We start from the raw sequence: 22,079 nt of genomic DNA on the forward strand, positions 1-22,079 counted from the left end.
CTTCAGTCTGATCAGCTGACGAGAGCCTTGCCTTCGGACCGGATCCAGTCCGCCAGCAGCTGTGCATCCGTCGACAATGCCACGCCGGCACGGTGCACGAGGCCATAGCCCGACCCGTCGGAAGAAAAGCCGAACGGGGCCACAAGACGGTTGCCGTCGACATCGTCGGTCGCCACGACCAGAGGAGACAGGCCAACGCCGAGACCGGCGCATGCCGCCTCAACCATCAGGAAATGATGGTCCATAGCGCGACGCTCCCGCGGTCGTGGCGCATCCGCATGGGACGCGAGCCACTGGTCCCATGCCTCCGGACGGGTTTTGGTGACTAGGGCAACATAATCCCCGATTTCGAAACTTGCGCGCATGTCCTTGATCATGACCGGCCCCACCCGTTCTGGAAACAACGGTTGAACGACCCATCTGTCGTCGAGGGCAAAATCAAGTCGGCGAAGCGCGAGAAACGCACCGCCGCCCTGCCCGTCTATTGGTCCCCCGCCAACCGAGAGATGCACGGTCACATCCGGGTGGGTGTCTTCAAAACGGCTCAGACGCGGGATCAGCCAGCGCATGGCAACGGAGCGTTCACAGGAAAGAACAACGGCGCGATCCCTGTTGTTTTCGGAGTTTCGTATCAGTGTGATCGTCCGCAGCAAATCATCAAAGCTGCGCCGGCAGGCATCGCGCAGGCTCTCCCCCGCCGGTGTCAGCACCAGGCCCCGCCCAGCCTTGCGAAACAGTTGCACACCGATTGCTTCCGACAACCGCGAGAGCCGTCGGCTCACCGCCGCGTGCGTCAATGCGAGTTCGTTCGCAGCAGCGCGCACGGAGCCCTTGCGTGCCGTCGCCTCAAAGGCACGCAGATCATCGAGATAAGGCAGATCGGATCGCTTCATTGGTGATAATTTATCACCAATTCCGGTTAGAAACCATTGCTTGTCATCTCCCGGCGCAACGCCAATTCTAGTCTTACGAAACTGAACACCCGCAGCTGACTGCGGCGCCAGTCCCCGCCTCAAGGAGCGCACGGCGTGATCAAAAGCCAATTACCGCTTGTCATCTCAATGGGAGATCCGTCCGGCATCGGTCCGGAAATCATCGTCAAGGCGTTTGCGAACGGGGACGCGGACTGCTGCGTCGTCACCGGATGCCCGGCCGTCATTCAAGGCACCATAAATGCGCTTGGCGTCAATCTGAGCGTCCGCGACACCGGCGCAATTGAAAGCGCAGCACCGGCCCCCGGGAGCATTGACGTGCTGCGCACATCGCCCGACCAGACTTTTCCGACGGGTGAAATCTCGCCGGCAAGCGGGCGCGCCGCCTTCAAGGCGATCGCGGAAGGGATCAGACTTGCAGGATCCGGCAGGGCTTCCGGCCTTGTCACGGCGCCCATCCACAAGGAGGCTCTTGCCGCGGCAGGTTTCGACTATCCCGGACACACGGAAATCCTCGCTGAACGCGCGGCTGCCGGACCCGTCGCAATGATGCTGGCCAATGACGACATCCGGACCGTTCTGGTCACGGTCCACATGAGCCTTCGTCGTGCCATCGAACGGGCCGATTTTCCGTCGCAGATGACGGCGATAAGACTGGCGCACGAGGCCTGCCGGGATGTTGGCATCGCCGAACCGCGCGTTGCCGTCGCCGGACTTAATCCTCATGCGGGCGAAGGCGGACGTTTCGGACGCGAGGAGATCGACATCATCGCCCCAGCGATCAAGGCTGCACGGGAAGAAGGCATCGACGCATCGGGACCCTGGCCCGGCGACACCGTCTTCATGGCCGCCCGCAACGGTGCATTTGATATCGTGGTCGCCCAATACCACGATCAGGGCCTCATACCGGTGAAGTATCTCGGCGTGGAAAAGGGGGTTAACGTAACGCTGGGCTTGCCCTTCGTGCGCACCTCGCCTGATCATGGAACTGCGTTCGACATTGCCGGGAAGGGCGTCGCGGACGCCGGAAGCCTTGCGACTGCCATTCACTATGCGCGCCGGCTGGCCGCAACGCGTCAACACAAAGAGGAGGCCGCCTGATGGGTCTGCGATTCATCTTCATGCTTACCCGAAACGACCGCACCGTGCCGGAAGCAGCGCAGCATCTGGAAACGGCCCTGTCCCTGGGCGTACGCCATATCGGCTTCAAGGATGTCGGTTTGCCGATTGAGGATCTGAAGGCGCTCAACTCCGCGATCAAGGCCAAAGGTGCAACGTCTTACCTGGAAGTGGTCAGCCTCGATCGCGACAGCGAAATGGCCTCGGCCAAGGCTGCCGTGGAGATCGGCGTCGACATCCTGCTCGGCGGCACGCGGGTGGACGATGTCCTGCCGATCGTGAACGGCACCCCCATCGAGTATTACCCGTTCCCCGGCGAGATTGTCGGGCACCCAAGCGTTCTGGAAGGCAGCCAGGAGGAGATCGTGGAGAGCGCCCGGGTCATGGCGGCCCGCGACGGTGTCCATGGGCTGGATCTGCTGGCCTACCGCTCCCCCCTGGACGATATATCCGGGCTGATTGCTGCCGTCTGCGAAGCCGCACAAAAGCCGGTGATCGTTGCCGGTTCGATTGCAGATCCGGAACGGATCGCCTCGGTGAAGGAAGCCGGGGCCGCCGGCTTCACGATAGGCACGGCTGCCCTGGATGGCGACTACCCGAGTGACGGCGAAGGCCTTGAAGCCCAGCTTTCGGCAATCATTCGCGATGTTGCCGAACTGAACGGTCATCTTTCCCCGTTTGCGAAGAAAAACCTCGACCGTGCTTTCAGCACCTTTGATGATCACTGGTCTCCCCGGATTGCAGGGCAGATCAACAACATGCTGATCAAACTCGCCAAGTTCGAGGGCGACTTCACCTGGCACTTCCACGAGACAGAAGACGAGCTGTTCCTGGTGCACCGCGGACGGCTTCTGATGCGCTTCCGCGACCGGGAAGAGATCATCCAGGAGGGTGAGTTCATCGTGGTACCCCACGGTGTCGAACATTGCCCGGTCGCCCTGACGGAGACATGCGAGGTGATCCTTCTTGAACCCGCCACGACCGTCAACACCGGTACGGCGCAGGACGAGCGTCGCACGGAAAACCTTGCGACGGTCTAGGTGATGGACTCCGCCGCCAACTGCACTAGTTCTGTCCATGACGGTCACGGATGACTTACGGAATGGCGGACTGATGCTGCAGGAAAAACGTCACGATCTGGATGCCGAAAAGCGCAAGGAACTGGTGCAGCGGCTCGTTGTCGAACTCAGCCGGCTGGGCGGCGATCTCTATTATCAGCCGACAAGCCAGATCGCGCTTCAGATCAGGCAATATGTCGACGACGATGCCAAGCTCACCGCCGAGGAAAAGGCGTTGCTTGCCCCGCTCAGCCAGCGTGACATCGAAGTGCTGCTTAGCCTGCACTAAGCGGAAGCCACACAGTCAGCGCAGCGTGCACCCGGGTACGGGTAGCACGCCAGTCCAGGCTGAGTAAGGCCGGACACACGAACGTTCACATTCACGTGCGATTGCAAATTCAGCGTGGAAACCATTCCAGGTCGCGTTTAGTCTCCGCGGAATTTTTTTCTCCTGGTTTGCGCACATGAAAATCATTATCGACGGCTGGCGCATCGACAGCGATACGCGCCAAGCAACAAGGGAAGACGTCGTTGCGGCCCTGTCGCCCCGCGCGCTCAGACTTTTGCTTGTCCTGGCCGAAGCCGAGGGCCGGGTCTTGCAGCGCGGGGACCTCCTGGACCTTGTCTGGCCGACAGTTACCGTTAGTGACGAGAGCCTTTCGCAGGTGATTTCGGAGTTGCGCCGGAAACTCCGCAACCGCGGCCTCATCGAGACAATCGCACGGACCGGCTACCGGCTGACGGCACCCGTGATGCGTCCGGTCGAGAGCGGGGTCCCGGCGGTGTCGGCCGGCCAGGGCCCGGAGCGGGATCGCGACTTCAACCTGGAAGCACATGCGCTTTGCCTTGAAGCCCGGAGCGAGATGGTTCGATGCGGCGAAGGATCTCTTGAACGCGCCGAGCACCTGACCGCCGAAGCGGTCGAGATTGCACCTGACTGCGCTTCCGTTCGCGCCGAACGCGCGATCGCGCTTGCAAGAGCCCATACCTATTGGCCGGAAGGAAGGCATATTCTGCACGCAGCCTGTTCGGAGGCCGAGCTTGCGGTTTCGCTTGATCGGTCCTCGCCGCTCGCGCAGTCGGCCTTGGGATATGTGCACGCCTTGTTCGGCAGCTGGACTGCCGCCGAAAGAGGACATGCATTCGCTCTTTCCAGAAACGCCCGCGACCCTCTGATCCTCCACAACGCGGCCTGGTATCTCATGTCGCGCGGCAAGTGGCGTGCCGCATTGTCCTATTTTGAACAGGTGGGAGATCTGGAGCCCCACAATATCAAGGGCTATCTGATCGCTGCTCAGCTGTCGTCGTCCTCCGATCCATCGCGGTCCCGCCGCAACGCCGAACGCGCCTTGAAGCGGGCGCGCGCGCGCATAGAGGAAGATCCGACGGATCCGCGCGCGCTGACCGCCGCGGCTGTCCTGATGGCGTTGCTCGGAGAACGGCAGGCGGCCTTTGCCTCGATGGAAGACATCAATGTGCGCGGCAGCAGTCAGGCGATCTATCACGCCTCGGCCATGGCCCTGATCGGCGAAACCGACAGGGCGATCCTGTTGCTGGAGGAGCTGTTCGACCATGGCTGGAGGGATGTGTTCTGGCTTGATGCCGACCCTGGCCTTGCCACGCTGACACATGACAGGCGGTTCCGGCGCATGCGGCAGTCCCTGGCTGCGGCGTGAGCCGGCTTTCAGGTTTCTTTCAGAACTCGTTCAGGATCGCACTCAAGACAGGAGGTAGGAAAGCGGCTCAGAGCGCGCCACGACGGCGTGTTATCCAGAAGAGGATTGCAAGATGCCACTTTCCATCAATTCAATTGCACCGGATTTCAAGGCCCACACGACCGAGGGCATGATCCAGTTTCACGACTGGCTCGGCGACAGCTGGTGCGTGCTGTTTTCCCACCCGAAAGACTTCACCCCGGTTTGCACAACCGAGATTGGCTCGGTCGCAAAGGTCAAGGACGAGTTCGACCGCCGCGGCGTGAAACTCATCGGTCTGTCTGTCGATCCGGTTGCCGAACACATGCGTTGGGCCGGCGACATCCTCGCCGCGACCGGTCAGAGCCCGAACTTTCCGATGATCGGCGACCCGGATCTTCGTATCGCGAAGCTGTTCGGGATGCTGCCGGAAGATGCGACAGGCGACAGCGCCTCCCGCACCGCCATGGACAATGCCACCGCACGGACCCTCTTCATTATCGGACCGGACAAGAAGATCAAGCTGACGGTCTCCTATCCGATGACGACAGGCCGGAATTTCGACGAGGTGCTGCGTGTGATCGACAGTCTGCAACTGACCGCAAGGCACCAGCTTGCCACGCCCGCCAACTGGATCTCGGGCGAGGACGTCGTGATCGTTCCTTCGGTGAGCGACGAGACCGCCAGGCAACGGTTTCCGGGCGGTTGGGAAAGCCCTGTGCCCTACCTGAGACTGGTTGGAATGCCGTCCTGAGACAGATGCGGAGAACGAAAGACATGTCCATTCAATTGACCCGTCGCGGCTTCGGCCTTCTTGGCCTCTCGACGCCATTCTTGACCTTGACCGGTACCGGACTTGCGGCAACACACGGCTATGTGAATCCGGATCTTCTGGCTGCGCCGCAGGAATTGGCGGATCGGAGCGGTCTTGTGCTGGTCGACGTTCGCAAGGCCGAGGAATATGCCGGCGGGCATATCCCGGGTGCCGTGCAACTGGATCCCGACGCGGTCGCTTCCGGCCACAGTCCGGTCACCGGCGCCCTCAAGCAGGTCAGCGAGATCGAGCGGCTTCTGGGCGGACTTGGCATCACAGCCGCAAAACGCGTGGTCTTTTACGATGACCGTGGCGGGTTCCACGCCGCGCGCATGCTGTGGCTGCTCGAGTATCTGGGTCACCGCAATGTCGCCGTGCTCAACGGTGGTCTCAAGGCATGGCGCGAGACAGGTCTCGCGCTGTCGACTGAAACGGCGACCAATCCGGCAACGATCTTCGCATCGGCTCCCAGTCCGCGGCGCATGGCAACGGCGGAGGATGTTCTCGAACAGCACTTGGAGCCGGAAAGCGTCCTGATCGATGTGCGCCCGGAAAAGCTCTATTCCAAGGGGCATATCCCATGGGCGGTGAACATCCCCTGGGCCGGCAATCTGGACCGGAACGCACGGTTCCTGGCGGCACCTGATCTGAGAGCCCACTTTGCGGAATTCGGCGTAAGCGAAGATCGCAAGATCATCATGCATTGCCAGACCGGCCTGGCATCGTCCCACAGCTACGTGGCGCTTCGCCTTCTCGGATTTCCGAGGGTTCAGGTCTATCACCGCTCCTGGGCCGAGTGGGGCAGCGACCCGGACCTGCCGAAGGCGACCGGGTGACACATCATGGGCGCGGGCCTCGTCTGGCCCGCGCTATGCTTGCGCCTTGTTGCTGTGCAACTGAGTAAAACCTTCCAGGAACTCCAATCAAGAACCAGTTTTCGGCAAACCATTCACCGGAACAGGCATTTTCAAGATTGTACCAATAGCTTTTTTTCGTATGATGCAGTCACCGGTATAAGCAATAATTTTTCTTCATTTCGCCACCGGAGCGGCAATACTACCCGGAAGCTTTTGGTCGAATCGATGATGCGCTTTTTTGCTCTGCTCTTTTTACTTGTTCTTGCGTCAAGCGCACACTCCCAAACCCAGACGGAAACCGGGCCCGTTTCAGACCACCACACATGCACCGTCCCGGACATGCGCACACATGTCAGGCCTGACCCGGAGGACGTACCGACCGTCATAACGACGGGTGTCCGCGTCATCGACATTCGCGAGATCAACGATGTCGACCAGACCATAACGATCGATCTGGCCATTCGCCGAACCTGGCAGGACAACCGGCTTGCAGGCCTTGAAGGCTGCAAGCTTCAGGTCGGGTCCGTCTGGTTTCCCGAGTTGGTTCTGCTGAATTCCGGGCGCCTTTTCGAACGGTGGCCCGAAACGGTGACGATCGGCGCAGGTGGTGCGGTGACCTACCTGCAACGCATTTCAGGCACCCTTGCCAGCTATCACGCGTTGCGCGATTTCCCCTTCGATTTTCAGTCGATCGACCTGAGCTTCATTTTGCTGGATTACGCGCCACAGGGCGCTGTTATCGAACTCGACGAGGAGTTCGTCGGCATTTATGACGTTCTCAACATTTCCGACTGGCGCATCAAGGGCGTGGCGGCTCGGATCGACAACGGCTTTATTGCCGAGGCCTTTGACGAGGCACGCACGAAACTGATCCTGACCATCGACGCCGAACGCATCCGCGCGTTTTATGTCTGGAAGATCATTCTCCCGATCTCGCTCATCGTCTTCATGTCGTGGAGCGTGTTCTGGATCGATCCGGCACAATACGGTCCGCAGATAGGCCTGTCGGCGACGTCCATGCTGACGATCATCGCGTTCATCTTCGCGGCAACCAACATGTTGCCGCCGCTCGGATATTTCACGCTCATGGACTTCTTCATCGGCGGCGCGACCATATTCGTCTTTCTGGCCCTGCTGGTCTCGCTCACAACGACATACCTGAACACGATCCAGTTCCGGGAGAGTGCCAAGATCCTCGATATTGTATGCCGTTTCGTTTTCCCGCTTGCCTACGTCGCCTTCAACTGGTTCGTCTTCCGCAGCGTTTTGTGAGGGCTTTGAAAAAGGAAGAGTAGCAGGGCGGACCGATCAACAGCTGCTGCCCAAGGCATTGCAGGCCCGGTCACCTGCAAGCAATTTTACGCCACGGTTTTCGATGCAGCCATCGGCAAGGAAGCCTCCGCGTGCTCTGCGATGAATGCCTGTACATCGTCGCGCGCAAGAGGATGGCTCAGCAGAAAGCCCTGCACGAAATCGCAATTCAGCTCTTCGATCACTGCAATCTGTTCGTCCGTTTCGACGCCTTCCGCAGTTGTCGTGATGCCCAGTGTGGCGCTCAGGCTGACAATCGAGTTCAAGATGGCCTGTGACTTCCGGGTTTTCTGCTCGGCTTCGCTGACGAAAGAGCGGTCGATTTTCAGATTGTCGAAGGGGAAACGCCAGAGATAGTTCAAACTCGAGAAACCGGTTCCGAAATCGTCCAGAGACAGTCTGACCCCGGCATTGTGCAAGTCACGCAACTGGGCAAGCACGCTTTCCGGAGTATCGACCAGAACGCTTTCGGTCACCTCCAGTTGCAGACCTTCCGTGGTCAGACCGGCGCGTTCCAGCGCCTCCGCAACGATGGCCTGAAGACGTCCGCTGGCGAACTGAACAGTCGAGAGGTTCACCGAAACGATGAGGTGCGGTGGCCAGTTCGCTGCTTCCGAACAGGCTTCCTTCAAGACCCACTCTCCGATCTCCTCCATCATGCCCATCTCTTCGGCGATCGGAACGAAGACGTCGGGCGAGAGGAAACGCCTGTTTCGGGAGCGCAGGCGCAAGAGCGCTTCAAATCCCACAAGCAAGCGGTCAACTGTCTGATAGATGGGCTGATAGTGCAGCTCGAACCTGTCCTTGCGCGCGAGCGCATAGCGCAGTTCCTCCTCGAGCTTCAGCCTTTCGCGGCGGGTCTCTCGCATCGAAGGACAAAACCCGACGGCAAGGCGCCTGCCCCGGTTCTTGGCGACATACATGGCCATATCCGCACTCCGGACAAGCTCTTCAAGGCTGCGGCCGTCCCTGCCGGAAATCGCGTAGCCGACGCAGGCGCCGATGTTCAGGTCGTGGCCGGACACCTGAAACGGTCGCGACAAGCCGTCGACGATCCTGTCGCCCAGCCGCTGGACGCGTTTTTCGCTGAAGTTGCGAATGGCAACAAGAAACTCGTCGCCGCCATACCGGCATACAAACCCGCCCGGACCTGCGATTTCGCTCAGCCGCTCGGAAACGGCGACAAGCAGGTCATCGCCAACTTCATGGCCAAGGAGATCGTTGATGTTCTTGAACTTGTCGAGATCGACGAACAGCACCGAGACGGTCGCCCCCGACTTGATGAGCATCGCCACCTCGGTGCCGAAAGACTCGCGGTTCAACAGCCCGGTCAGTGCATCATGTGTGCGGACATGACCGAGCGTTGAGGAAACGTGGTCTTTTTCCTTCTTCAAAGTGTGGATGATGACGGCCGAAGGCAGGACAAGAGCTGCCAGCGCAAATGTCAGCAAGACGTACATCATGCGGTCCAGCGATTTTTCAAGCTGCTGGAACTGGGCGGTGTGGTCGATCTCGAGGTAGAGAAAACCCTGAAGGTTGTCGTCAAGCTCGATCGGGACGACGGCCTTGGAGTGATGCTGCACGACCTGGGACGTGTCGCCCGTCTCCAGCATCAGGACGATATCCGTGTCCCCGCTCACGATTGGCGCGACCTGAGCCTGAGTCAGCGGAGCGCCGGCAGTATTGGCCTGCCTTGGATCTTCTTCACTGCCGGAGGCATGGGCATGACGCGGCGTCCCGGTCTCGGACACCGGCTTATCTGCGCCTTCGCCATGCTGATGATGGGCATGTGCGTGATGCGCGTGGGTGTGATCGGCGCCGGTTTCACCAGTCGCCTTGTCCGTTCCTGAATATGTTGCCCCTTGCGTTGAATCGTAAAGCAACTCCAGATTCTTGCTGTAAAGCTGGGTTCGGAATACGCCGTCTCCGCCGGATTTCCTGACGTCCAGCATGTGATAGCTGTGAGCTGAGGCTTGTCCCCCGCCCAGGATGACTTCCAGTTCCGGTGTCGAACTTGTCAGGTAGCTCGCCCATTGCAAGGCGGTCAGCTCGGAGGCAGCCTTGAGGGATCTGGTGAACAGGTTCGACGTGAGGTAGGGACCGACAAAGGCGACAAGCACGAATCCGAGCGCGATTGCGAAATATCCAAGCCCAACGGAATTCCTGTAGCTCTTCATGTCTCATCCACACTGAGCGCTGCTGCACCAAAGGTCTCGCCTTCGAAGACCCGGCATCAAACTGGCGTTTGGAGTAGTCGCCCCCAGGCTCCATCGGCTTCGCGGTTTCACCCGCTCAAATCCCTCCCCGGCACGGCCTTCGCAGGGCCGCCAACCCGTTTCGAACCGTTTCCTGATCTGTTCAAAGCCAAACTTCCCTAAAGAAATTCGAAACATCTACAAAATCATCATCAGCTCATTCAAGCATTATATTTTCATCACGTAAAAATAATGTTATTTTTCAGAATCTAATTTGTTACACGCTATGATTTTACTTCATGGAAATTCAATAAGTATTATTGACAAAGCACAAATTGATAAATTCGCCGCATATTTCGCTACGTCGTTTTGGTCAGATTGCTTGAAACCGGTAATTCCACGACTTCCTGGAGGCCTGAGCACCGACATCGAAACCGTCAGGTGACATCTTCCAACAACGCCTGTTCCAGCAACCGTCGCAGCACCTCTTCGTCCTGTTTCGAAATCGGAGCAAGAATTTCACTGATCGTTTCAGCGACCGCCTGCCGGAGTTCGCCGACCACTCTCTCCCCTTCACCTGTAAGGTGAACCAGGCTTACACGGGCATCGGCCGGCGATGGCTTGCGCGCCACCAGGCCTTTCGACTCCAGAGAGCGGATCGTTCGCGTCATCTGTGACTTGTCGCGCGCAACGCGCCGGGTCAGCTCGTTCAGGCCCGGGCACCCCATGTCCGCAAGCGTCAGAAGCACGATGCCGCCCCCCGGACCGACCCGTTCCCTGTCGAACGCGTGCGCCTTGGCCTGGAGGCCGAAGTGGATTTTCCGCATGAAGCGGTCGATCAGAAGTGCCAGTTCGGTATTTTGCATCGCCACAGATTTGTTGACTTTATCCACTAATTCATAATAGTGGATAAAGTCCACTAATACAGTTCCAAACCGGAATGAAACCGACTCGGGACAGGAGAGTTACAATGACTGGCAATCATAGCCATGCGCTCAAGGCCGCGGCAATCCTCTGGATTATCTGGGGACTGGTCCACATGTTCGCCGGCATAATGACAATCGGGCAGGAGACATCCGCCGCCGTCGCCGGCATTGCCGATGCGGTCCCCCCCTCGGCGCTGGCGAACGATTACCATGCAGCGGTCGGCGCACTCATAAACCAGCACGGCTTCAACCTGCTGTGGATTGGAGCGTTTACAGTGGTTGGCGGGGTCTTTGTCTGGCGTGGTTCGGTCACGGCGATCTTCATGACCGGCATTGTCGGATGGGTTACCGATGTCGGCTACTTCGTCTTCATGGACCTGGGCGGCTTCGTACACTTCGTCCCGGGCACGGTCATGACGATCATATCCACCGCAGCCGTTGTTCTCAGCCTGTGGGCATATGCCACCGGTCTGCGACCGCAACACGATCAGGCGGCGTGAGACATCGGATACGCAAGCAGATACGCGTTCCAGGGGACCATCCGGGCACAAGGCCGCGCCCGGATGAAGAGTGTTGTCAGGCTTTCTTGGCGCGGCGGCGCGCAACCACACCCATGACACCAAGGCCGCCAAGCAGCAAGGCACCGCCGGCAGGCAGCGGTACAGGTGTCGCTGACGCTTCAATATCGATCGTGAACAGAACGGTGTCGGAAGTGATCTGACCCGCATTCGCGACCCCGAACAGGGCTTCGAGCGCGTTGAAGCCATTGCCGCCCAGACCGTCGTCGATATCGAGAAGACGCTGAATCACGCCGCCTTCATCAGCCCCGTCCTGGATGTCCTGACCCGGAAAGGCTGCACCCAGCAACTGGTTCACTTCGGTTCCCGCATCCCAGATGGAACTTCCCGTGATCTCGATGGTCTGTTCGATGACATTGCCCGCGGCATCGAAGATCTGGTAGGCGAGCGGATTGTCGTTACCGAAGAACGTATCGTTCGACGGCACGAACATAGACAGGAAGGTTGCGTATTGATTCGTCGCCGGGTCGGCGACATCGATGGTCAATGTGCCGGATTCTCCATCCTGAATCGGCCCGCCGGGACCGAAGATGAAGCCGCCCTGGGAACCGGGATCGGCGGCAAGACGCTCTGGCGCAATCTGATTGGGCGGATTGGGCGGAACCGGAACTTCCGCAACCTGCTCGATACCGGCACTTGCTGCCGACCCGGAGTCAAAAGCGTCAAAATTACCGGAGTGAATGCCCGTATAGACAGGCGTCACCAGAAATCCGAACCCGTTGGAATTGTTAAACGTTATATCAATTGTGGCGGCCTGCGCCGTGCCTGCCATGAGCAGGCCCATCACGCTTGCCCCAAGCAGCGTTTTTAAAGTCTTCATGTTGCCCTCCTGGTCAACCCGATTGAAAGGCACCCGTGATTGGATGCAGGCCGACCATGACCGCAACCGGACATTTCTGCATCTCACTTCGCCACACGACACGCACACATTCGCGCGAGACTCGAATTTACTCAAGCTATTGTGATTGCTACTAAATTTCCCATCAATCGCTGAAATTTGATTTGTTGCCAAGAAGGCGTGAACCAGGGCTCCGGAGAAACATTGCGAACCTTGTGGCGGGATATGGACGGATCGTGGGTCAGATAGCCCGATCCACATTTTGCAGCGCGCGCAATCCCGGGACCCGGCCACCGGTTTTTCCTTGCACATGGTTCTCCCGCAGTGCGACGTTGAGCTGCAATCAAACGATCTGAAAGACATGGTCATGGCGCAAAACAGTTGGAACATCGCTGTCATCCCCGGCGACGGTATTGGCAAGGAAACCGTTCCCGAAGGCCTGCGTGTCCTCACCGCTGCGCAAAAACGCTTCGATCTCGGTTTCGAGTTCACCGGACATGACTTCGCCTCCGCCGATTACTACGTGAAGCATGGCGAGATGATGCCACCCGACTGGAAGGACCGGCTGGGGACGAGCGATGCACTCTTTTTCGGAGCGGTCGGATGGCCGGAGATTGTCCCCGACCACATTTCGCTCTGGGGCTCGCTCATCCAGTTCCGGCGGGAGTTTGATCAGTATGTGAGCCTGCGCCCGGCCCGTGCGATGCCCGGTGTGCCGCTCCCGCTCGCCAATCGCAAGCCCGGCGACATCGACATGATGATCGTGCGCGAGAACACCGAGGGTGAATATTCCTCGATCGGCGGCAAGATGTTTCCCGGCACAGAGCGCGAGATCGTCATGCAGGAAACCGTGATGAGCCGCACCGGCGTCGACCGGATCCTGAAATATGCCTTCGACCTTGCCATGCAGCGTGGCGGGCAACTGACGTCGGCGACCAAGTCGAACGGCATTTCGATCACCATGCCCTATTGGGACGAGCGGGTCGCCGAAATGGCGAAACACTATCCCGATGTCAAGGTGGACAAGTATCACATCGACATCCTGACGGCCCAGTTCGTGCTCCATCCGGACTGGTTCGATGTCGTTGTCGCCTCGAACCTCTTCGGCGATATCCTCTCCGACCTCGGCCCCGCTTGCACGGGCACGATCGGCATAGCGCCCTCGGGCAACATCAACCCGGAAGGCAAGCACCCCTCACTCTTTGAACCGGTCCATGGGTCTGCGCCGGACATTGCCGGGAAAGGCATCGCCAACCCGGTCGGCCAGATCTGGGCGGCGGCCATGATGCTCGAACATCTTGGCGCGACAGAAGCGGCTCGGGCGATCGTCGCAGCAATCGAACGGGTGCTGTCCGAACAGGCGCTCAGAACGCCTGATCTCGGCGGATCGGCGGACACGATGACCTGCGGAACCGCGATCGCCGATGCGGTGCTGGAATCCTCGTAGATGTCCTCCTCCCCGTTCTTGCAAGGGTTCACGGTGAAAAAGGCGGTCCTGCCGGACGTCGAGATCAACTATGCCTTTGCCGGTGAGGGACCGCCTGTCCTGCTGCTTCACGGCCATCCGCAGACACACATTGTCTGGCGCAAGGTCGCGCCCAAACTGGTCGAGGCGGGATACAGCGTGATCGCACCGGACCTGCGCGGATATGGCGACAGCGGCAAGCCGGAGAGCGACGCGGAGCACCGGCCCTATTCCAAGCGGGTGATGGCCGGGGACCAGATCGCGCTGATGGCGGAACTGGGCCACCACCGGTTTTCCGTCGTCGGCCACGATCGCGGGGGCCGCGTCGCGCACCGGTTGGCCCTCGATTTTCCGGACGTGGTGGAGCGCCTGGCCGTTCTCGACATTGCCCCGACACGCACGATGTACGCGCAAACCGACCAGGAGTTCGCGACCCGATACTTCTGGTGGTTCTTCCTGATCCAGCCCTTCGACTTTCCGGAGAAAATGATCGGTGCCGATCCGGAGTATTTCCTGAGGCGGCATATTGCGGGCCAGGTCAGGACCGATGGGGCCGTTGGCGAAGAGGCGATCGCCGAATATCTCAGAACATACAAGAACCCTGCGACGATCCACGCGATCTGTGAGGACTACCGCGCCTCGGCGGGGATCGATCTTGAACACGACACCGACGACGAACACCGGCGCATCACCGCCCCCTTGCTGGCGATATGGGGTGCGAACAGCGTTGTTGGTGATCTTTACGACGTCCTGGCGACCTGGAAGGAAAAGGCGACCGGGGTGACCGGCTGCTCGCTTCCCTGCGGCCATGCGATCCCGGAAGAAGCGCCCGACGGGTTGACGGCACGACTGATGGAATTCTTCTCCAGTCCATAGATTTGCCGTCCGGGCCGACGCGCAGCGAAAGGGCGGGAAGACACCCTGGCCAGGCCGCTGCCCGCATTCACACTGACACTGCCAGACGATGGCAGAAACAATCTCATCCTGAGGCGCGACGCAAAGCTGAACCTCAAAGCATGTTTACGCAGCGCAGGCTTGCCGGGATTTACCCACTCCCAATGGAGATTACCAGGGTGAGGGGATAGATTTTTCAAAGAAATATCAGCGCCTTTTCCCTCACCCGGCCTTTCAGGCCGACCTCTCCCCACGGGAGAGGGAACTGCCTCGGCAGTTGGACCGGTTGTCAATCCAAGAGCCTCATCCTGAGGAGCGCGGAAGCGCGTCTCGAAGGAAGGCGTCAATGCCGGTTGCAACGCCACAGCATTTGCCTTGCTTTCCCGTCGTCATCCCGGACGAGCGGCGTGAGATCCGGGATCGGTGAGCCGCAGCGTTGCGTGCTGATCGGAGAGACGCAGCCCCCCGGTCCCGGCTCGCGCTGCGCTTGGCCGGGATGACGGCGGTGAGGTTCTTGGAGATCACCAAAACCGGCGCTCTTATTCGGAGAAATTGCAAAGACAGTCCCGGCACGCGAGGTAACTCAGCTCGTGGCTGGTCATGCGCTGACGCAAATCCTTCATTGCGAAGGAAGGGCATGGCGATCCAGCGGGCACCTTCGTTCGCCGCCCCGGCCCTGAGCCGGGGCCTGCTGCATAGCGCTGCTCAGGTCCCGGATCGCGTCCGGGACGGCACGGATACCTGGTCCAAATCCTCAGGACCGGCGCAGTCGGGAGGCAGCCTCCGGTTTCCCTCGCCCGCCGGGAGAGGGTCAGGGTGAGGAGGCAAACGTCTGAGGATTGCTGACAGTTTTGTTCCCTCACCCGGCCTTTCAGGCCGACCTCTCCCCACGGGAGAGGGAACTGCATCGGCATTTGGACCGGTTGTCAATCCAAGAGCCTCATCCTGAGGAACGCGGAAGTGCGTCTCGAAGGAAGGCCGTCAATGCCGGAAGCAACGCCACAGCATTTGCCTTGCTTTACCGTCGTCATCCCGGACGAACAGCGTGAGATCCGGGATCGGTAAGCCGCAGCGTTGCGTGCTGATCGGAGAGACGCAGCCCCCCGGTCCCGGCTCGCGCTGCGCTTGGCCGGGATGACGTCGGTGAGGTTCTTGGAGATCACCAAAACCGGCGCTCTTATTCGGAGGAATTGCAAAGACGGTCCCTGCGGGCGGGTCGATTGCTGCGACACCAATACCGGTCTTCAATCCACCTGCAGCATCCTTCGACGCTTCGCTTTGCTCCGCAGCTCAGGATAAGGAAAAAGAGAGCTGGCGCCTTTGGAGCCGTGCCTGAGTGACCGCAAAGCCGCATCGGGCTTCCGGCAAATCCAGATCAACGTCACCGCGGCGGAGTGATCGTGAACTCGCCAATCGAGACGGCTTCCAGAAGTGCAGCTTCGGCAGCGCTGACCAGGCTTGTCCTGGGCGAGTCTTCACGGCTCGCCAGTCCAAGCACCCGGCTCGGGCTGTCATCACCAAGGGCCAGGGTCTTGAGCGGCAGGTGGCCACGTTCCCGGATACAGCGCTGCGGCACGATGGAAATGCCCAGCTCTGCCGCGACCATGCTTGAAATCGCTTCCAGTCCCTCCAGCTCCATCGTGTCGTGCACCAAGATGTCATTGGTCTGCAGCCAGGTCTCGATCTGCCTTCCCACGACCGCGTCCCTGTTAAAGCGGATGAACGGGCGGGACCGCAGCAGTTCCGCCGGAGGCAGGTCTTCCGTGTTCTGCGAGACCAGAAGAACCAGCACTTCCTCGGCAAGCCGTGCGAAGCGCATGGATCTGGAGAGCATGTCGGGACGCGAGATCACGGCCGCGTGGATCTGACCACGGTCGATCTGTGACAGCAGATGGTTCGACAGACCCGGGACAATCCGGACCCGAATGCCCGGGTGCCGTTTCTTCAGCTCCGACAGAGCGAGCGGCACCAGCCCGGTGAGCGTTGTCGGCACCGCGCCGAGTATGAGCTCGCCGGAGATCTCGTCTTTCGGCGACACCCGGTCGGCAAGGCTGTCATAGGCAGCTATGACGGCTTCGGCTTCACCCACCAGTGCGAGACCCGTCTCGTTGAGTTTCGGGCTTCTTTGCGAGCGTTCGAACAAGGCCAGATCCCACGTCTCTTCAAGAGTACGCATCTGCAGGCTGACAGCGGACGGCGTCAGGTTTTCAGCCTCAGCCGCAGCCCGAAAGCTGCCATGCCGATGGATCGACAGGAGCGTGCGCAAGGCACGAATGCTCATGAAGGATCTCCCTGGTTGGATGGGTCAATCTCATTATTAAGAAAACCTTGTGCTTTGATAAAGAAAAACTCGTTTTTATCAATTTACTTTTATCATTATGGTTGCGGCCAGTCGCAAACAAGCCGGATACCGAAGAGGCTCCTCATGGTCGCTCCAAGAACAAACGATTATCAACTGATCACAGCAAAGCCTTTTGCGCCAAACCTTGGCGCGGAGATCTATGGTGTTGACTTGAGCGAACCCGTGCCGGATGACCAGTTCGATGAAATCCGCGATGCCTTCTTCCGCTACCAGGTCCTGTTCTTCAGGGAACAGAAGGAAATTCCGCCGGCACAGCATATTGCCTTCGGCAAGCGTTTCGGCCCGCTGCACGCGCACCCGGCCGCACCGACCATGGAAGGCTATCCGGAGATTTTCGAGATCCACGCCACCAAGGATTCAAAAGTGGCGAACGGGGAGTTCTGGCATTCCGACGTTTCCTGCGACGAGACGCCCCCGCTCGGCACAATGCTGCAGATCAACATCCTGCCGTCCTGCGGCGGCGACACCATGTTCAGCGACATGTACGCGGCCTATGACGATCTGTCCGAACCGGTGAAGCAGATGCTCGGCGGACTGTCCGCGCTGCACAGTTCCGAACATATCTACAAGGGGCGCTACAGCGACCGGGGCCGCAAGGACGCGGACATCGATTGTCCCGAGGCTGTGCACCCGATCGTCCGTACTCATCCCGAGACGGGGCGCAAGTCGCTGTTTGTGAACAGGACCTTCACAACAAGGATCATGGGACTGTCGGACCACGAAAGCGACGCGATCCTGAAGATGCTCTTTGAGCATGCGGAACACATCAACTACCAGATCCGCTTCCGCTGGTCGCTCAACGACATGGCGTTCTGGGACAACCGCTGTTGCATGCACCGCGCCATCTGGGACTATTGGCCGGAGGAGCGAAAGGGCCGGCGCGTCACGGTCAAGGGTGAACGGCCGGTCTGACCGGTCAGACCGTTGTTCAGGTGCTGGCACCGGACCGGGAGAAGGAGTACGGAATGCGCGCGGCGGTCGTTCGGACGTTCAACGAGGATCTCTCCATCGAGACGGTCGCCGATCCGGTCTGTCCGGAGAACGGCGTGGTGCTGGAGGTCGCCGCCTGCGGTGTGTGCCGCTCCGACTATCATGGCTGGACCGGCGAACACCCGAAGGTGGTCAGCGGCTCGATCCTCGGCCACGAATACTGCGGCACGGTCGTCGAGGCCGGCCCGAACGCGCAATACAAGGTTGGTGACAGGCTGATCGCGCCGTTCATCCTGAGCTGCGGTCGATGCCCCGCGTGCCAGACGGGCGTTTCCAACACCTGCCCGGATCAAATCGTACCAGGCTTTGGCACCCCGGGTGCCTATGCGGAGTTTGTTGCCGTGCCGTTCGACCACAACCTTGTCCGCCTGCCAGAGTGGCTGTCGCCGGCGCTGGCCGCCGGTCTCGGCTGCCGCGTCACGACGGCGTGGCACGCGCTGACCGACAGGGCTGCCGTCACCGCCGGAGAATGGGTCGCCGTTCACGGTACCGGCGGCATTGGTCTTTCCGTGCTGCTCCTGGCCAAGATGCTCGGCGCCCGCATTGTCGTCGTCGATATCGTCGACGAGAAACTGGACTACGCACGGCAGCACGGTGCGGATGCCACGGTGAATGCTTGCGAAGGCGATGTCGCGGAGAAGATCAGGGAGATCACGGGCGGAGGCGCACAGGTTTCCATAGAAGCGCTCGGGATCGAGGCGACCACCAACGCCTCGGTCGAATGCCTTGCCATACTCGGCCGCCACGTTCAGGTGGGCATGCCCTCGGGTGACGGCCGGATGGAGGTGAACATGCGCGCCATCTACACCAAACAGCTCGCTTTTTACGGCACCCGCGGCATGCCATCCTGGAAGTACCCGCGCCTCCTCGACATGATCGAACGAGGCGCCGTCGACATCCAGCCGATCGTCGCGCGGGAGGTCCCCCTCTCCGCCGCCAGCACCGAACTGCGCGCCATGAACGGCCCGACGTCACCGGGCACGGCAGTGATCACCGATTTTCTGCGGTGACGCGCCCTGCGGCGCACCGGTCACGTGACGTTCGTCCACAAGCGCCTGCTCGGACGCCCGGATCATGGGTTGCCCTGACATGCGTGTTCCCAGCCAGCCAAACTCGGTGCCTGCATCGGCAATGGCGGGCAGGATCGGTTCCGGTGATATCTTCGAGGATGCGCCATTTGCGTAGTCCGCAATTGCAAACCGGAAGATGTAGGTTGGGGACAGACCCAGGCGATAGTCCGAGGCGACGATCCTTCCGTCAACGAGATCGGTCCTGACGAAGCCGTCGCTGAACCAGATCATCTTCTGGTATTCCGGATCATCGGCAACGCACGCGACGAGCGCAGCGTCAAAGGCGTGGGTATAGACAACAGCGTCTTCGTCCTTGTCGAACAGCGATAGATAGAGATTGTGATACTGACCCTCCGCCTGGCCGATCACCCGCCACAACAGCGTGTTGAAAGGTGTGACCACGGTCTTCACGTTTTTGACGTCCAGGCCCTTCGCGGCGAAAATGGCCTTGCCGCGATCATGAATGTGGTTCTGAACAGCCAGCCCCCACACCAGATAACCGGCGCTGAAGACAAGTGATCCGACAAGCAAATTCCGCAAGCCGCTCGACCATCTGGCACTGGCGACCGCCCACACGACCGCGATTGCCAAAGGCACCGTGAACAGCGGATCAATGATGAAAACCGAGCCTGTCCCGACGGGATCGGGATGGAAGGGCCAGAATATCCGCGCGCCATAGGCATTCATGGAATCGAGAAGCGCATGGGTTGTCAGACACAGGAAGACGGTTGCCCAGACAAGCTTGCGGTGGTCCTTGAGGGATTTGAAACACCGCAGCAGCACCTCACCGATGACCGGCGTCGCAATGACATGAATGAAGAAAGAATGCGACCAGCCCCGGTGATAGACATATTGATCGATCCGTGTCTCGAAAGGGATCAGGACATCGAGGTCGGGCAACGTCGCAACCAGTCCCCCGACCAGAACGGCTTTTCGGGGCCCCATTTTCGATCCGAGACAGGCGGCTGAAATTGCTGCGCCGAGGGTAAACTGTGTCAGCGAGTCCATGCTCTTTGTCCGCTCCGGGCGCTTGATCTGATTGGCGGAAACATTTTGATCCGCTGGAAGGGCGGATCACCTGTCATTGTAAGGTCTCGGGCGTTGGAGACTGCCAGGACCGTCAGATAGTATGTCATTTCCAATGGATAATCTAAAAAGAAACGGAAACACTATTCCGAAAAATCAAATAATAGCCGTCAGGTTCAAAACCCGGCGTCCCATCCAGAAAGTGCCCCTTGGTTGTCGCCGGGAAGGCCGGTACTTGAACCGGGAATCACGAGGCAGTTGCGCGCAACCTGCCCGATCCCGCGCGTGAGCCTTCATGTTTGTCAAAATGGCAAAGCTGCAATCCCTCTTGTCCCCTGGTCGGCAAAGGCAAATGTTCCACCGATTTGCCACCCCGGTTCGGCGCGCACTTATCGCCCGATGCTCTGGCAAGACCGGGACCCGGTATCCAGCGTGGTTGGAGTTTGAAAAACATCGGCGAAACAAGATACGAGCGGATGCGATCCCCATCACGCGTCTGATGGCTTGCCCTTCAGAAGACCCAGATCGACAATTGCCACGGCAAAGGCAACAAGGCCGAAAACCATGAGCGCGCCGCCGAGCGCGGCCGGGCTTGAAACGATGATCCCGCCGATCTCCTCAAAGGTGAAGCCGATGCCGGCCGTCTGCGCAAAATTCGCCAGTGTGCCCGGTGCGAAATAGGCAACCAGCCATGCGCTGATATGCGCGCGGCCACGGTCGCGCAGCCGTTTCAGGGAGAGAACCAGGGCCGGGTACAAAAAGAGCAGCAGGAGAGCGAACCCGATCCAATGGCCGAGTTGTCCGAACGCAAGCACGAGACCCGTCACGGCCAGCGACAACAGAACGCCGGCCACGAACAGGATCAGGAAGCCGATCCAGAACCGGCCGCGCCCGATCTTTCCCTCCGTCCCGAACAGGAGGTTCATGCCGCGCGTCCCGTTACTGGCTGAAGCTGAAACTGAGCGTGCTCGACTGGCCCTCGCCGATGGTCACGGACCGCGTGTGGGTCTCGCCGGTCTCCTCGTTCTTCAGCGTTACGTCGTAGATGCCCGGCGTCACGTAATTGGCACCTTTCTGGTTGCGCCAGCCGGTCCGGCCGATCTCGCTGCCGCCGGCGCCACCGCCCTTGCCGTGAAAGCCGAGTTCCATCAGCGCATCGTCCGCCAGCCCTTCGGCTTCCAGAACCAGGCGCCCCTGCCCGCTGATCTCCAGTTCAAGCCGCTGGTTGCCGTTTTCGGCGGCGGGCAGCTCGATGATTTCGCGGTGATCATGTCCCTTGAAGGTGAGCTCGACACCGATCTCGCCGTCGCTGAGCGGATAGACGCCGTCAACACCAAGCGGATCGAACCGCTCGGCCCAGTTGATCCAGAAGATCGACCCGTCCGCGCCCTTGTCGACGCTCTCCACCTTGCCGACCTTGCTGAAATTCCATTCGACATCGGCGCTGACATCAGTGCGCTCCGTCCCGAACACCGGCACGATTGTCAGGCCCTTGACGGCCTCACCCTGCCCGCTCCCCGCTTCGTCCCCGTTGCACCCCGCCAGCGCGATCGCCAGCACAAGAAGAAAAGGAAACCTGATGTTCTTGAACACGGCACTTGCTCCGTTTTTTGAAAAGTCTGAAAGCCGCAAAGAACCGGCGGCGGGAAAATATGGAGTTTGGAAATCCGATGCCGGTCGGAGGCCGGACAGATGAAACAAATCACAGTGGCTGCGATGCGGATAGTTATGGAAATCCTTAGTTGGGTGTGGAGTGGGTTCTGGCTGAGAGGTGCGGTGGTGATGGTCACGCGCACGATCGTCGCAAGGAAAATCGAGTTCGCCAGTGTCAGCAGGCCAACTGGAACGGTCTTTCGCTTTGAGCCCTCGTTTCGGTCGCTCGCTTCATTAGGCCCTAACGCTACAAGCAGGCCTTCAAGCCGGCAGAGGCAATTGACCGGGATGTGAGAT

At 59.9% G+C, this 22,079-nt stretch carries 20 protein-coding genes; 12 read left to right on the top strand and 8 right to left on the bottom strand.

Going from position 1 to position 22,079, the window contains the following annotated elements:
- Window positions 1-11 precede the first annotated feature (11 nt).
- On the bottom strand, window positions 12-893 hold the full coding sequence (locus tag RBB49_RS05615; protein WP_306141716.1) for a LysR family transcriptional regulator: 882 nt from the start codon (window positions 891-893) through the stop codon (window positions 12-14).
- Between the two features lie 138 nt (window positions 894-1,031).
- On the opposite strand from RBB49_RS05615, the gene pdxA reads away from it, so the two are divergent.
- The 7 genes from pdxA to RBB49_RS05655 all read left to right on the top strand — a co-directional run bounded on the left by pdxA (window position 1,032) and on the right by RBB49_RS05655 (window position 7,746).
- Window positions 1,032-2,033: a 4-hydroxythreonine-4-phosphate dehydrogenase PdxA gene (pdxA, locus tag RBB49_RS05620; protein ID WP_306141841.1), complete on the top strand. Its 1,002-nt coding sequence runs from the start codon at window positions 1,032-1,034 to the stop codon at window positions 2,031-2,033.
- Window positions 2,033-3,091, top strand: coding sequence for a cupin domain-containing protein (locus tag RBB49_RS28365; RefSeq protein WP_336623396.1), 1,059 nt, complete (start codon window positions 2,033-2,035; stop codon window positions 3,089-3,091). Before pdxA ends, RBB49_RS28365 begins: the two co-directional genes overlap by 1 nt.
- A 73-nt stretch (window positions 3,092-3,164) precedes the next feature.
- Window positions 3,165-3,398, top strand: a complete 234-nt coding sequence (locus RBB49_RS05635; protein WP_306141717.1) for a hypothetical protein — start codon at window positions 3,165-3,167, stop codon at window positions 3,396-3,398.
- Between the two features lie 175 nt (window positions 3,399-3,573).
- On the top strand, window positions 3,574-4,785 hold the full coding sequence (locus RBB49_RS05640; protein WP_306141718.1) for a winged helix-turn-helix domain-containing protein: 1,212 nt from the start codon (window positions 3,574-3,576) through the stop codon (window positions 4,783-4,785).
- A gap of 112 nt (window positions 4,786-4,897) precedes the next feature.
- The gene (locus tag RBB49_RS05645) at window positions 4,898-5,557 is read left to right on the top strand and encodes a peroxiredoxin (RefSeq protein ID WP_306141719.1); all 660 of its coding nucleotides are present in this window, start codon (window positions 4,898-4,900) and stop codon (window positions 5,555-5,557) included.
- Between the two features lie 23 nt (window positions 5,558-5,580).
- Window positions 5,581-6,453 carry a sulfurtransferase gene (locus RBB49_RS05650; RefSeq protein ID WP_306141720.1) on the top strand — a complete coding sequence of 291 codons (873 nt, stop codon included), beginning with the start codon at window positions 5,581-5,583 and terminating at the stop codon, window positions 6,451-6,453.
- Between the two features lie 360 nt (window positions 6,454-6,813).
- Window positions 6,814-7,746, top strand: a complete 933-nt coding sequence (locus RBB49_RS05655) for a hypothetical protein (protein ID WP_306141721.1) — start codon at window positions 6,814-6,816, stop codon at window positions 7,744-7,746.
- 86 nt (window positions 7,747-7,832) lie between these two features.
- On the opposite strand, the gene RBB49_RS05660 is transcribed toward RBB49_RS05655, so the two are convergent.
- Window positions 7,833-9,962, bottom strand: coding sequence for a bifunctional diguanylate cyclase/phosphodiesterase (locus RBB49_RS05660; RefSeq protein WP_306141722.1), 2,130 nt, complete (start codon window positions 9,960-9,962; stop codon window positions 7,833-7,835).
- 455 nt (window positions 9,963-10,417) lie between these two features.
- Window positions 10,418-10,846 (bottom strand): MarR family winged helix-turn-helix transcriptional regulator, encoded by a 429-nt coding sequence (locus tag RBB49_RS05665; RefSeq protein WP_306141723.1) that lies wholly within the window; start codon window positions 10,844-10,846, stop codon window positions 10,418-10,420.
- A gap of 104 nt (window positions 10,847-10,950) precedes the next feature.
- Here RBB49_RS05665 and RBB49_RS05670 point away from each other — a divergent pair, with 104 nt between their 5' ends.
- The gene (locus tag RBB49_RS05670) at window positions 10,951-11,406 is read left to right on the top strand and encodes a hypothetical protein (protein ID WP_306141724.1); all 456 of its coding nucleotides are present in this window, start codon (window positions 10,951-10,953) and stop codon (window positions 11,404-11,406) included.
- Between the two features lie 76 nt (window positions 11,407-11,482).
- On the opposite strand, the gene RBB49_RS05675 is transcribed toward RBB49_RS05670, so the two are convergent.
- A complete protein-coding gene (locus RBB49_RS05675) occupies window positions 11,483-12,304 on the bottom strand; it encodes a spondin domain-containing protein (RefSeq protein ID WP_306141725.1) in 822 nt (273 codons plus the stop codon).
- 385 nt (window positions 12,305-12,689) lie between these two features.
- Between RBB49_RS05675 and RBB49_RS05680 the strand changes: the two genes are divergently transcribed.
- Entirely contained in the window at window positions 12,690-13,769 is a 1,080-nt protein-coding gene (locus RBB49_RS05680) for a tartrate dehydrogenase (RefSeq protein ID WP_306141726.1), read from the top strand.
- Window positions 13,770-14,663 carry an alpha/beta fold hydrolase gene (locus RBB49_RS05685; RefSeq protein ID WP_306141728.1) on the top strand — a complete coding sequence of 298 codons (894 nt, stop codon included), beginning with the start codon at window positions 13,770-13,772 and terminating at the stop codon, window positions 14,661-14,663.
- 1,399 nt (window positions 14,664-16,062) lie between these two features.
- Here the strand turns inward: RBB49_RS05685 and RBB49_RS05690 are convergent.
- Window positions 16,063-16,962 (bottom strand): LysR family transcriptional regulator, encoded by a 900-nt coding sequence (locus tag RBB49_RS05690; protein WP_306141729.1) that lies wholly within the window; start codon window positions 16,960-16,962, stop codon window positions 16,063-16,065.
- A 144-nt stretch (window positions 16,963-17,106) separates the two neighbouring features.
- On the opposite strand from RBB49_RS05690, the gene RBB49_RS05695 reads away from it, so the two are divergent.
- Together RBB49_RS05695 and RBB49_RS05700 are read left to right on the top strand one after the other, a co-directional pair.
- Complete coding sequence (locus RBB49_RS05695; RefSeq protein ID WP_306141730.1) at window positions 17,107-17,955, top strand: TauD/TfdA family dioxygenase; 849 nt, start codon at window positions 17,107-17,109, stop codon at window positions 17,953-17,955.
- Window positions 17,956-18,008: 53 nt separating this feature from the next.
- Window positions 18,009-19,043 (top strand): zinc-dependent alcohol dehydrogenase family protein, encoded by a 1,035-nt coding sequence (locus RBB49_RS05700; RefSeq protein ID WP_306141731.1) that lies wholly within the window; start codon window positions 18,009-18,011, stop codon window positions 19,041-19,043.
- Here RBB49_RS05700 and RBB49_RS05705 read toward each other — a convergent pair.
- The 3 genes from RBB49_RS05705 to RBB49_RS05715 all read right to left on the bottom strand — a co-directional run bounded on the left by RBB49_RS05705 (window position 19,005) and on the right by RBB49_RS05715 (window position 21,722).
- Entirely contained in the window at window positions 19,005-20,111 is a 1,107-nt protein-coding gene (locus tag RBB49_RS05705; RefSeq protein ID WP_306141732.1) for a metal-dependent hydrolase, read from the bottom strand. The genes RBB49_RS05700 and RBB49_RS05705 overlap by 39 nt on opposite strands.
- Window positions 20,112-20,617: 506 nt before the next feature.
- A complete protein-coding gene (locus RBB49_RS05710) occupies window positions 20,618-21,055 on the bottom strand; it encodes a DUF805 domain-containing protein (protein WP_306141733.1) in 438 nt (145 codons plus the stop codon).
- A 13-nt stretch (window positions 21,056-21,068) separates the two neighbouring features.
- A complete protein-coding gene (locus tag RBB49_RS05715; RefSeq protein ID WP_306141735.1) occupies window positions 21,069-21,722 on the bottom strand; it encodes a hypothetical protein in 654 nt (217 codons plus the stop codon).
- Between the last annotated feature and the right edge of the window lie 357 nt (window positions 21,723-22,079).

The sequence above is a fragment of the Roseibium sp. MMSF_3412 genome (genome assembly GCF_030733265.1).
GTDB lineage: Bacteria > Pseudomonadota > Alphaproteobacteria > Rhizobiales > Stappiaceae > Roseibium.

What these genes read in the sequence shown, in the direction of transcription:
- RBB49_RS05635 (WP_306141717.1), top strand. Translation starts at nt 3,165, where the DNA reads ATGCTGCAGGAAAAACGTCACGATCTGGATGCCGAAAAGCGCAAGGAA.
- RBB49_RS05680 (WP_306141726.1), top strand. Translation starts at nt 12,690, where the DNA reads ATGGCGCAAAACAGTTGGAACATCGCTGTCATCCCCGGCGACGGTATT.
- RBB49_RS05670 (WP_306141724.1), top strand. Translation starts at nt 10,951, where the DNA reads ATGACTGGCAATCATAGCCATGCGCTCAAGGCCGCGGCAATCCTCTGG.
- RBB49_RS05705 (WP_306141732.1), bottom strand. Translation starts at nt 20,111, where the DNA reads ATGGACTCGCTGACACAGTTTACCCTCGGCGCAGCAATTTCAGCCGCC.
- RBB49_RS05700 (WP_306141731.1), top strand. Translation starts at nt 18,009, where the DNA reads ATGCGCGCGGCGGTCGTTCGGACGTTCAACGAGGATCTCTCCATCGAG.
- RBB49_RS28365 (WP_336623396.1), top strand. Translation starts at nt 2,033, where the DNA reads ATGGGTCTGCGATTCATCTTCATGCTTACCCGAAACGACCGCACCGTG.
- RBB49_RS05665 (WP_306141723.1), bottom strand. Translation starts at nt 10,846, where the DNA reads ATGCAAAATACCGAACTGGCACTTCTGATCGACCGCTTCATGCGGAAA.
- RBB49_RS05645 (WP_306141719.1), top strand. Translation starts at nt 4,898, where the DNA reads ATGCCACTTTCCATCAATTCAATTGCACCGGATTTCAAGGCCCACACG.
- RBB49_RS05710 (WP_306141733.1), bottom strand. Translation starts at nt 21,055, where the DNA reads ATGAACCTCCTGTTCGGGACGGAGGGAAAGATCGGGCGCGGCCGGTTC.
- RBB49_RS05655 (WP_306141721.1), top strand. Translation starts at nt 6,814, where the DNA reads ATGCGCACACATGTCAGGCCTGACCCGGAGGACGTACCGACCGTCATA.
- RBB49_RS05660 (WP_306141722.1), bottom strand. Translation starts at nt 9,962, where the DNA reads ATGAAGAGCTACAGGAATTCCGTTGGGCTTGGATATTTCGCAATCGCG.
- RBB49_RS05640 (WP_306141718.1), top strand. Translation starts at nt 3,574, where the DNA reads ATGAAAATCATTATCGACGGCTGGCGCATCGACAGCGATACGCGCCAA.
- RBB49_RS05685 (WP_306141728.1), top strand. Translation starts at nt 13,770, where the DNA reads ATGTCCTCCTCCCCGTTCTTGCAAGGGTTCACGGTGAAAAAGGCGGTC.
- RBB49_RS05615 (WP_306141716.1), bottom strand. Translation starts at nt 893, where the DNA reads ATGAAGCGATCCGATCTGCCTTATCTCGATGATCTGCGTGCCTTTGAG.
- RBB49_RS05675 (WP_306141725.1), bottom strand. Translation starts at nt 12,304, where the DNA reads ATGAAGACTTTAAAAACGCTGCTTGGGGCAAGCGTGATGGGCCTGCTC.
- RBB49_RS05650 (WP_306141720.1), top strand. Translation starts at nt 5,581, where the DNA reads ATGTCCATTCAATTGACCCGTCGCGGCTTCGGCCTTCTTGGCCTCTCG.
- RBB49_RS05695 (WP_306141730.1), top strand. Translation starts at nt 17,107, where the DNA reads ATGGTCGCTCCAAGAACAAACGATTATCAACTGATCACAGCAAAGCCT.
- RBB49_RS05690 (WP_306141729.1), bottom strand. Translation starts at nt 16,962, where the DNA reads ATGAGCATTCGTGCCTTGCGCACGCTCCTGTCGATCCATCGGCATGGC.